Annotated in this window: 8 protein-coding genes; 5 read left to right on the forward strand and 3 right to left on the reverse strand. The window is 67.5% G+C overall.

The window, feature by feature from the left end; genetic code table 11:
- Window positions 1-60: 60 nt before the first annotated feature.
- From V7Q42_RS17000 to V7Q42_RS17015, 4 genes are read left to right on the forward strand one after another with little or no spacing between them, the layout of a single operon-like run.
- Entirely contained in the window at window positions 61-1,392 is a 1,332-nt protein-coding gene (locus tag V7Q42_RS17000) for an MFS transporter (protein WP_333825299.1), read from the forward strand.
- Window positions 1,331-2,173 (forward strand): fumarylacetoacetate hydrolase family protein, encoded by an 843-nt coding sequence (locus tag V7Q42_RS17005; protein WP_333825300.1) that lies wholly within the window; start codon window positions 1,331-1,333, stop codon window positions 2,171-2,173. Before V7Q42_RS17000 ends, V7Q42_RS17005 begins: the two co-directional genes overlap by 62 nt.
- A complete protein-coding gene (maiA, locus tag V7Q42_RS17010; RefSeq protein WP_333825301.1) occupies window positions 2,170-2,811 on the forward strand; it encodes a maleylacetoacetate isomerase in 642 nt (213 codons plus the stop codon). Before V7Q42_RS17005 ends, maiA begins: the two co-directional genes overlap by 4 nt.
- A gap of 31 nt (window positions 2,812-2,842) precedes the next feature.
- Window positions 2,843-3,886, forward strand: a complete 1,044-nt coding sequence (locus tag V7Q42_RS17015; protein WP_333825302.1) for a cupin domain-containing protein — start codon at window positions 2,843-2,845, stop codon at window positions 3,884-3,886.
- Between the two features lie 473 nt (window positions 3,887-4,359).
- Here V7Q42_RS17015 and V7Q42_RS17020 read toward each other — a convergent pair whose 3' ends face one another.
- The 3 genes from V7Q42_RS17020 to V7Q42_RS17030 are packed head-to-tail and all read right to left on the reverse strand — an operon-like array spanning window position 4,360 to window position 9,287.
- Complete coding sequence (locus V7Q42_RS17020) at window positions 4,360-5,472, reverse strand: ABC transporter permease (RefSeq protein WP_333825303.1); 1,113 nt, start codon at window positions 5,470-5,472, stop codon at window positions 4,360-4,362.
- 3 nt (window positions 5,473-5,475) lie between these two features.
- Complete coding sequence (gene rbbA / locus V7Q42_RS17025) at window positions 5,476-8,220, reverse strand: ribosome-associated ATPase/putative transporter RbbA (protein WP_333825304.1); 2,745 nt, start codon at window positions 8,218-8,220, stop codon at window positions 5,476-5,478.
- Window positions 8,217-9,287, reverse strand: a complete 1,071-nt coding sequence (locus V7Q42_RS17030) for an HlyD family secretion protein (RefSeq protein WP_333825305.1) — start codon at window positions 9,285-9,287, stop codon at window positions 8,217-8,219. The genes rbbA and V7Q42_RS17030 overlap by 4 nt, the downstream gene beginning before the upstream one ends.
- A gap of 196 nt (window positions 9,288-9,483) precedes the next feature.
- On the opposite strand from V7Q42_RS17030, the gene V7Q42_RS17035 reads away from it, so the two are divergent.
- Window positions 9,484-10,065, forward strand: a complete 582-nt coding sequence (locus tag V7Q42_RS17035; protein WP_333825306.1) for a TetR/AcrR family transcriptional regulator — start codon at window positions 9,484-9,486, stop codon at window positions 10,063-10,065.
- Window positions 10,066-10,172 lie beyond the last annotated feature (107 nt).

The raw sequence follows: 10,172 nt of genomic DNA on the forward strand, positions 1-10,172 counted from the left end.
GACATCATGCAATCCGATCAATCGTCTCCGCCGCGCGGCGGGGTGGACGTCGTCGCGCTCATGGACAGCATGTCCGTGGGGGCGTTCCACTTACGAGTTCTGGCGATCTGTGTCGTCATCGCCATGCTCGACGGCTTCGACACTCAGGCCATCGCCTTCATCGCCCCGGTCGTCTCGGCCGCCTGGAAGGTTCCGATGTCGCAGTTCAGCGCGGCCTTCGGGGTGGGTCTCCTCGGCCTGACCGTCGGTGCGCTGGTGCTCGGCCCCGTCGCCGATCGGGTCGGGCGCAAGCTGGTGCTGATCGCCTGTACCGCCGCCTTCGGTCTCTTCGCCCTCGCCACGGCCTGGGCTCAGGATTTTCAGAGCCTGCTCTGGCTGCGCTTCCTGACCGGCGTCGGACTCGGCGGCGCCATGCCGAACATCATCGCGATGACGGCGGAATATGCCCCGCAGCGCCTTCGCGCCACCGCCGTGACGGTGATGTTCTGCGGTTTTCCTCTCGGCTCGGTTCTGGGTGGCTTCCTCGCCGCCAAGATGATTCCGGCCTGGGGGTGGGAGTCCGTGTTCATCCTCGGCGGCATCCTGCCGCTGGTGACGGTTCCCTTCCTCTTTGCGCTCCTGCCCGAGTCGGTCCGCTTCCTCGTCTCCCATCACCGCCATCCGGAACGGGTCGCGGCGATCATGGCGCATCTCACCGGCGACGCGGCCACCCATCGCGCCGACACACCCTATTTCGTGCCCGAGCAGAAGATCACCGGCTTCACCGGCCGCCAACTCTTCACCGAGCACCGCGCCGGCCTGACGCTCCTGCTGTGGGTGGCGTTCTTCTGCAATCTCCTGGTGATGTACTTCCTGGTGAACTGGCTGCCGGCGTTGCTCAAGCAGACCGGCTATCCGCTCGATGCGGCGATCTATGCGACCTCGACCCTCAACTTCGGTGGAGTCGTCGGTGGTGTGGTGTTGGGACGGCTGATCGATCGCATGGGGCCCTTCGCCATCTTGGGTGCCTGCTACGCCGCGGCTGCCGGCTTCATCGTCGTCACGGCTCATGCGGCCGGCAGTTCGGCGATCCTCTACGGCTCGCTCTTCATCGTCGGTATCGGGGTCGTCGGGGCACAGATCGGCATGAATGCCGTCGCCTCGAGCCTCTATCCCACGGGATTGCGCGCCACCGGCATCGGCTGGGCGCTCGGGATCGGTCGTCTCGGATCGATCCTCGGCCCGACCGTCGGCGGCATCCTGTTGGCCGGAGGCTGGGCGCCGAACGCCATCCTCCAGGTTTCGGCATGGCCGGCCCTGATCGCCGCGATCGCGGTCTTCATCCTCGGACGTGTCGTCGCTCGCCGGGATCGCAAGCTCGCCGAAGGAGCGACCGTCGTCGCGGGGGTGTGATCTTCACCGAGGGGCGGCGGCGACCGCCCCTCGCATCCCGCTGCCGACCGACCGCTGGAGTCTCGATATGAACACGACGCCCGAACTTTTCTTCCCCGCAGCTCCCGTCCCATCGCTCGCGATCCGGGGAACGCACGCGCGCTTTCCGGTGAACCGCATCTTCTGTGTCGGACGCAATTACGCCGAACATGCCAAGGAGATGGGGGTCGAAGTCGATCGCGAGGCACCCTTCTATTTCCTCAAGCACGCCGGTGCCATCGTGCATTCGGGAGCGACCGTCGCTTATCCGCCGGGCACCGACAACTATCACTACGAGATGGAATTCGTGGTCGCCATCGGCGCGCCCGCCTTCCGCATCTCGGTCGAGAGGGCGATGGACGCGGTGTTGGGCTATGCGTCCGGCCTCGACATGACTCGTCGCGATCTCCAATTGGCGGCGCGCGCCAAGCAGCGGCCATGGGATCTCGGCAAGGACTTCGAGGACTCCGCCGTCGTCACGGACATCGTTCCGAAGGATGCCTTCGGCGCGGTCGGACCCCAGCGCATCTCGCTGTCGGTCGACGGTGCGGTGAAACAGGATGCCCGTCTCTCCGACCTCGTGTGGAGCGTCGAGGAACTGGTTTCGCACCTCTCGCACTATTACCACCTCGCGCCGGGCGACCTCATCTACACCGGCACACCGGCAGGTGTGGGGCCGGTGGTGGCGGGCGACCACATCACCGGCACCATCGACGGACTGCCGTCGGTCACGCTGAGCATCGCTCCGGCGGAGGCCGCATGATCTTTCACGGTTACTTCCGCTCCTCGGCGGCTTGGCGCTGCCGCATCGCCTTCGCCCTCAAGGGGGTGATGCCCGAGTTCGTGGCCGTCCATCTGCGCAGGGGCGACCAGCGGTCCGAGAGCTACGTCGCCAAGAACCCTCAGGCGCTGGTTCCGGCACTGGAGGTCGAGGGGCGCGTGCTCGCCCAGTCGCTCGCCATCATCGAGTGGCTCGACGAGACGGTGCCCGAGCCGCCCCTGCTCCCCGCCCATCCGCTCGATCGAGCCGAAGTGCGGGCCTTTTCCCAGGCCATCGCCTGCGACATTCACCCGATCAACAATCTGCGGGTCCTGAACTACCTCAAGAACCCGCTCGGCCATTCGCAGGACGAGGTGGATATCTGGGTCCGGCACTGGTGCGAGACCGGGCTCTCCGGCCTCGAGGAAGTGGCGCGGCGCAACGCTCATCGCGGCCGCTACGCCTTCGGCGACACGCCGTCGCTCGCCGACATCTGCCTCGCGCCGCAGATGGGCGGCGCCCGGCGCTTCGGTACGGATACGACGAAATTCGCTCGCCTCAGCGAGATCGAGGCGGCGCTCGACGCGCTTCCCGCCTTCGCGAACGCCGTGCCGGGCAGGCAGCCCGACGCGGAAATCTAGGTCTCGACGCATTCGAAGAATGGAGGAAACGATGTCCCAACTCGGCAAGCTCGAAGACCTGCCGCTCGATTACCGCGAGGGCCTGACGGCCCGAAATCTGGTGCCCCTGTGGCCCAATCTGCGCGCGGCCTTGCCCTATGGCATCCCGTCGCGGCGCACCAGACCGATCCTGTGGCGCTATGCCGACGTTCGCCCGCAACTGCTCGAGGCGGGCCGTCTGACGCCGATCGAGAAGGCGGAACGCCGCGTTCTGGTGCTCGCCAACCCGGGCCTCGGGCTCGAAAACATGCAGGCGACGCCGTCGATCTACATCGGCATGCAGCTGATCCTGCCCGGTGAAACGGCGCCGAACCACAAGCACAGTCCTTCGGCCGTGCGTTTCGTCGTCGAAGGCGACGGTGGCTTCACCGTCGTCGAGGGCGAGAAATGCCCGATGGAGCCGGGCGATCTCATCCTCACGCCGTCGGGTCTGTGGCACGAACACGGCCATGCCGGCACCGGTCCCGTCGTGTGGATGGACGCGCTCGATCTGCCTCTGGTCTATTCGCTCGAGGCCTCCTACTGCACCGAAGGTGCGTCGCAGACGGCGCGCAACGAAGCCGATGGTTCGCAGACCCGCTATCGTCGCTCCGGTCTGGTGCCGTGGTCGGTGATCAACCGGCCGCGGGCGAATTATCCGCTGGTGCGCTTCCCCTGGCGTGAAGTGAAGGCGGCGCTGGCGGATCTCGCCTCGGTGACGCCACGTGGGGAGGCGGTGCGGCTCGCCTACGTCAATCCGGAGACGGGCATGGAGTGCATGCCGATCCTCGGCTTCTCGGCGATCCATCTCCGCCCGGGCGAAAGCCTGACGCTACCGCGTCATTCCGCGTCGAGCGTGATCAACGTGGTCGACGGCTCCGGCACGGTGGAGATCGACGGCACCGCCTTCGGCTTCGAACAATTCGATACGGCCGCGGTGCCGACGCACGCCACCGTCAGGCTCGAAAACGCCTCCTCGTCGAAACCGGCTCATCTCTTCGTCGTCGACGACGCTCCGATGCAGAAGAAGCTCGGCTTCTATGAACACTTCGGTTGACTCCGGTCGGCCGACACGAAGCGAAACCTCCAGGCGATCGGTCGGGATCGGACCAGGATCCGACCGCCGGGAATGCCATGATGGTCCGATCGTCCGTGTATCGGCTCTCTCATGGCCGTCATCTCGGCGCCGACCGTGAAGGCGGCGTCGAAGCACAATCTCGGGCTCCCGGGTCGACGGAGCCCGAGACTGGTCCGATCCCCGGAAGCTCTCCCTTCCTGCTCGAACAGATCGGGTCTATCCATCTCCTCGGCGATCGGGTAGGCGGCCGAGACCGTCTGCCCGTTGTCGGCGGTCTTGCCTTCGGTGATGCCATCGGGTGTGGACAATGACCGATGGTATCGAGACCGAGGATCTGTCGGTCGGCCACCGACGACCTCGACCGGAAGACGATCGTGGCTCTACCGGCGGCGAGAAGAGCCATCCGGCGATACCAGCCTGCGGAATCTCTGATCTTCGGCGCCGACGCCGGCTCATTGCAGGTAGGCCCGGAATCGCTTCAGCGCCAGGACGAACAGCACCGTGCCGATCACCGCCAGAGCGGCGAACTGAGGCCAGACGATGTCGAAGCCGGCGCCGCGATAGAGGATCGCCTGCGCGAGCTTGACGAAGTGGGTGTTCGGGGCGGTGAGCATCAGGTACTGGATGAACTCCGGCATGCTCTCGCGTGGCGTCGTCGCGCCCGAGAGAACCTGCAGCGGGAGCAGGACCAGCATCAGCATCAGCCCGAACTGCGGCATCGACCCCGACACGGTGGCGAGGAAGATGCCCGCCGAGGTGGTGGCGAAGAGATGGACCACCACCCCGGCGAGGAAGAGCATGACCGACCCCTCGATCGGCACCGCCAACGCGCCACGAACGACGACGGTGAGCGAGAAGGCCGCCGCCGCCAGAACCACCGCACCCATCGACCAGACCTTGGCGACCATGATCTCGCCCGGCGTCACCGGCATCACCAGGAGATGCTCGATCGTGCCGTGTTCGCGCTCGCGGATGAGCGCCGTTCCGGTGAGGATGATCGACAGCATGGTGACGGCGTTGATCACTTCCATCACCGCGGAGAAACGCCCCGGATCGAGGTTCGGATTGAAGCGCGCCCTGAGGACGAGTTCGACCGGCATCGACGTCGCCGATCGGCGATGGGCGAGAAACTCCGACACCTCCGAGGCGACGATCGCCTGGACATAGCCCGAGCCGGTGAAGGCCTGAGACATACGGGTGGCGTCGACGTCGAGACGCAGTGCCGGAGTCCGGCCGGCGAGGACGTCGCGCTGGAAGTCCGGGGGGATCCACAGGGTGAAGGTGTCGAGGCCGAGGTCCATGCGCCGATCGGCCTCGCCGGCGCCGATCGCCACCGGGCGGGCGAAGTAGGGCGGGGTGAAGGCGCCGACGATGCGCTCCGACAACGGCGAGCGATCTTGGTCGACGGTGGCGATCGCCGCGTTCGAGATCATCTCCGGCATCGCCGTCGCCGCCGCATAGATCGACACCGAGAAGGCGAAGACGATCAGCACCAGAAGGATCGGATCGCGGGCGAGACCGCGCAGCTCCTTGATGCCCAGTTCGAAGACCTTCGACACCTTCATGGCTCAGGTCTCCTGCTTCTTCGACAGCGCCGCGGCGAGCAGGACCAACACCGGTCCGGCGAGCGCCAGTGGCAGGAAGGCCTGCCACAGATCGGCGAATTCCAGTCCCTTGGAGAAGGTGCCGCGGGAGATGGTGATGAAATGGGCGGTCGGGTAGATCCGTCCGATGATCGCCCCGACCCCGCGCAGCGACGAAACCGGGTCGATCATGCCGGAGAACTGCACCGCCGGCAGCAGCGTCAGGATCGCGGTGCCGAAGAGGGCGGCGATCTGACTGCGCATGAAGGTGGCGATGAGGAGCCCGAGCGCCGTGGCGGCGACGACGTAGAGGAGTGCTCCGAGCGCGAAGGCGAACGGGCCGCCGGTGAAGGGAACGCGGAAGACGACGACGGCGAGAGCGGTGAGCAGGACGAAGTTGACCATGCCCAGCGCGACGTAGGGCAGTTGCTTGCCGATCAGGAATTCGAGGCGCCCGAGCGGTGTGACATAGAGATTGACGATCGAACCGAGTTCCTTCTCGCGCACCACGCTCATCGCCGCCAGCATCGCCGGGATCATCAGCAACAGCAGCGGCACCATGGCCGGCACCATCGCCGTCAGGCTCTCGACACGCGGATTGTAACGGAAGCGAGTCTCGATCGAATGGCTCGACGGACGGGCACTCTTACCGAGGACGAGGCGTGCAGCCTCCGTCGACCAGTGCAGATGCATACCCTGGACGTAGCCGGAGATGGTCATCGCCCGCATCGGCATGGCGCCGTCGATCCAGGCGGCGATCCCGGTCGGGCGGCCGCGATCGAGGTCGCGGCCGAAGCCGGGCGGGATTTCGAGCGCCAGCCCGAGTTCGCCGGTGCGCATGCGACGATCGAGATCGGCGTGATCGACGATCTCGGGCCGCTCGATGAAATACCGCGACCCGGCGAGCTCCTGGACGTAGGAGCGGCTCGCGGTGGTGCGATCGAGATCGAGCACGGCGAAGGTCAGTCCCTCGACATCCATGTTGATGCCGTAGCCGATCACCACCATGAGAATGAGACTGCCGACCAGCGCCAAGGTGGCGCGGATCGGATCGCGGCGGATCTCCAGCGCCTCGCGCCGCGCACAGGCGAGCATCCGCCGGAAATCGAAGCCGCTTCGCGCCACGACCGGCTCGCTCGTCGCTTCGGTCGCCGCGGCGGAGGTGATCGATCCGCCGCTTTCCACCGCTCGCGCCGGGCGCAGGAGATCGATGAAGGCCTCCTCGAGCGTCGCGACGCCGCGGGCTTCGACGATGCGGCGCGGTTCGTCGCACATCAGCACCCGCCCGGCATGCATCAGCGAGATGCGATCGCAGCGCTCGGCCTCGTTCATGAAATGGGTCGAGACGAAGATGGTGACGCCGTCGCCGCGGGCGAGGTCGATCAGGATCTGCCACAGCGCGTCGCGGGCGATCGGGTCGACGCCGGAGGTCGGTTCGTCGAGGATGAGGATGTCGGGTCCGTGGACCAGCGCCACGGCGAGCGACAGGCGCTGACGGATGCCGAGAGGCAGCGCATCGGGCAGGGCGTCGACGACGTCGGCGAGATCGAGCCGGCCGACCAACTCGTCGATGCGGCCGGCGATGGTCTCGGTCGGCAGTTCGAACAGACGGGCGTGGAGGTCGAGGTTCTGGCGGACGCTGAGTTCGCCGTAGAGCGAGAAGCTCTGCGACATGTAGCCGACCCGCCGTCGCGTCTCCATATCCGCCGGATCGAAAGCATGGCCGAAGAGCCGCGCCGTGCCGCCGCTCGCCGGCAGGAGCCCGGTCAGCATCTTCATCGTCGTCGTCTTGCCGCAGCCGTTGGAGCCGAGGAAGCCGAAGATCTCGCCGCGCCGGATGCTGAAGCCGACATCGTCGACGGCGACGAAGTCGCCGAAGCGCTTGGTCAGATTTTCCGCCTCGACCACCACATCCCCGTCGTCACCGACCCGCGGCGGCACCACCACGGCGCGGTGGCCCATCCGATCCGCCTCGGGCAGCAGGGCGATGAAGGCGGCGTCGAGATCGGCGGTCGCGGTGCGGGCGAGGAGATCGGCCGGGGTGCCGGTGGCGAGCACGCGGCCGGCGTTCATCGCCACCAGATGGTCGAAGCGTGCCGCCTCCTCCATGTAGGCGGTGGCGACGATGACGCTCATGCCCGGATGGCCGGCGCGGATGCCGTCGACGAGATCCCAGAATTGCCGTCGCGACAAGGGATCGACGCCGGTGGTCGGCTCGTCGAGGACGAGCAGGTCGGGATCGTGGATGAGGGCGCAGCACAGACCGAGCTTCTGCTTCATGCCGCCGGAAAGGTCGCCGGCGGGGCGATCGGCGAAGGGAGCGAGGCCGGTGGCGTCGAGCAGCTCGGCGATGCGCCGACGGCGTTCGGCGGCATCATGGCCGAACAGGCGGCCGAAATAGTCGACGTTCTCCTCGACCGAAAGGGTGGCGTAGAGATTCCGACCGAGGCCCTGCGGCATGTAGGCGATGCGCGGGCAGACCGCGTCGCGATGGGCGGCGCGCGCCATGTCGCCGCCGAGCACCTCGACGGTGCCGATCGGCACCCGACGCGCCCCGGCGACGAGGGCGAGGAGGCTCGACTTGCCGACCCCGTCGGGGCCGATCAGTCCGACCATCCGGCCCGCCGGCAGATCGAGATCGATGCCGTCCAAGGCGCACGTCCGACCGAACCGGAGCGTGACGCCGCGAAGGCGCGCGACGATCTCGGACGAGGGCGCCGGATCGGTCATTTCAGCAATCCGCGCTCGAGGTCCGCCGGCCATGGAAGTTTCGGGTCGAGACGCAGATGGGCGACACCCGGCAGCCCGGTCTTCACCTGATCGATATGGGCGGCGAGGAGTTCGGGCGAGATGCGCGCCTTGATGCGGAACATCAGCTTCTGGCGTTCCTTGGCGGTCTCCACCGTCTTCGGCGTGAACTGGGCGACGTCGGCGACGAAGGCCACCTCCGCCGGTATGACGTAGAGGGGGGCGGCATCGAGGACGATGCGGACCTCCGAACCGACCTCGATCCGGCCGGCCTGCACGGTCGGCAGGAAGACGGTCATGAAGACGTTGCCGAGGTCGACGACGTTCAGGATGCGTCCGCCGCCGGCGACGATCTCGCCGGGTTGGGCGACGCGGTACTGGACGCGGCCGTCTCGTGGGGTGCGCAGTTCGCTGTCCGCCAGTTCGACGTCGATGCGGGCGAGCGTCGCCTTGGCCGCCTCGACCGCCGCCTCGGCATTGACCACCTGCGACCGCGCGGCGCCGATCGCCGCCTCGCCCGCCGCCACCTGAGCCTCGGCGGCGGCGAAGGCGGCGCGCATCCCGAGGGCGCGCGCCCGGTCGTCGTCGAGGGTCTGCAGCGACACGCTGTTGGTGCGCACCAGTTGCTCGGTGCGGCCGAGTTTCTGGTCGGCCGCGTCGCGCTCCGCCCGCCGCTGCTCGACCACCGCCAGCGTCGCCTGGCTCTCCGCCCGCCGCTGAGCCACCTGGGCTTCGGCGGTCTCGACACCGATCTCGGCGCGTTTCAGTTGGGCTTCCGCTTCGCGGCGCTGCGCCATGAGCGGGTCGGTGTCCATGCGGACGAGGATCTGTCCGGCGGAAACTCGATCACCCTCGTCGACCAGGATCTCGCGGATGCGGCCGGGCGAGCGTGCCGCGATGTCGATCTCGACCGCTTCGATCCGGCCGTTACCGGAGGCGAAGCCGTCGCCGTAGCCGTCGCCGGCGAGGCGATCACGCAGCAGATATCCACCGATCGCCAATGCCACGACCGCGGCCGCGAGCCAAACGTAACGAGGGACCGACGGCATCACCTCACCTCTCTCGTCGATATCCCGGCGGCCTCGCTTCCGATGTGACGACTGCGATCGCCATGACGGAGCCCTCGCCGAATGCGTTTCAGAATGCTCGCCGAACGCCGCGTCATCCATGATGTAAGTCAACGACTGATGACCCCCCCAGCGGTCCACTTTGGCGGCGTCGGACAGGAAAACAGGGAGACGCGGCATGGATGCCGACCAGAGGCGCCCCCGTGACGGCCGTGCGACCCGGGAGCTCATCGTCACGGCCGCGGCACGCCGTTTCGCCGCCCATGCCTACGAGGCGACCGGTCTGCGCGACATCGCGCACGACGTCGGGGTCGACGTCGCGCTCGTCCATCGTGCCTTCGGTTCGAAGGAGCGGCTGTTCGTCGAAGCGCTCGCCCATGCGATGCGGCCGGCCTCGGCGATCGAGACGCTGAGCACCGGCACCGGCGCCGCCCTGGCGCGCCGGGCCTTCGAGGACGATCCGGAGTGCGGCGCGGTCGCCGACCCCCTCGCTCTCCTCGTCCGATCGGTCGCCAGCCCCGGTGCGCTGCCGTTGATTCGAGACTTCACGGCGACGGAGCTCATCGCCCCTTTGGCGGAACGCCTGAAGGAGCCGGGCGCCGCTCGCGCCGCGCTGATCGCCGCCTGCCTCGTCGGCATCCGTCTCTTCCGCGACGTGCTCGAAGTCGAGGCACTCGGCGACGGCGCCCGCCCACGTCTCGAGCCGCTGATCGCCGAGCTGTTCGACGATCTACTGACCAGATCGATCGCCGACGTTTGAGCGGGATCGGTCTGTCGAATTCGACGGAGGCCGTCCATCGAGCACATCGGAACCTGACCTTGCCCCCGGTTTGTCCCCGTTCATAACCAGAATCCGTTCCTGCTCTG

The organism is Pinisolibacter sp., assembly GCF_036782435.1.
Lineage (GTDB): Bacteria > Pseudomonadota > Alphaproteobacteria > Rhizobiales > Ancalomicrobiaceae > CALBKH01.

Bases quoted from the DNA above. Each gene is read 5' to 3' on its own strand.
- V7Q42_RS17000 (WP_333825299.1), top strand. From the start codon at position 61: ATGGACAGCATGTCCGTGGGGGCGTTCCACTTACGAGTTCTGGCGATC.
- maiA (WP_333825301.1), top strand. From the start codon at position 2,170: ATGATCTTTCACGGTTACTTCCGCTCCTCGGCGGCTTGGCGCTGCCGC.
- V7Q42_RS17015 (WP_333825302.1), top strand. From the start codon at position 2,843: ATGTCCCAACTCGGCAAGCTCGAAGACCTGCCGCTCGATTACCGCGAG.
- V7Q42_RS17020 (WP_333825303.1), bottom strand. From the start codon at position 5,472: ATGAAGGTGTCGAAGGTCTTCGAACTGGGCATCAAGGAGCTGCGCGGT.
- rbbA (WP_333825304.1), bottom strand. From the start codon at position 8,220: ATGACCGATCCGGCGCCCTCGTCCGAGATCGTCGCGCGCCTTCGCGGC.
- V7Q42_RS17030 (WP_333825305.1), bottom strand. From the start codon at position 9,287: ATGCCGTCGGTCCCTCGTTACGTTTGGCTCGCGGCCGCGGTCGTGGCA.
- V7Q42_RS17035 (WP_333825306.1), top strand. From the start codon at position 9,484: ATGGATGCCGACCAGAGGCGCCCCCGTGACGGCCGTGCGACCCGGGAG.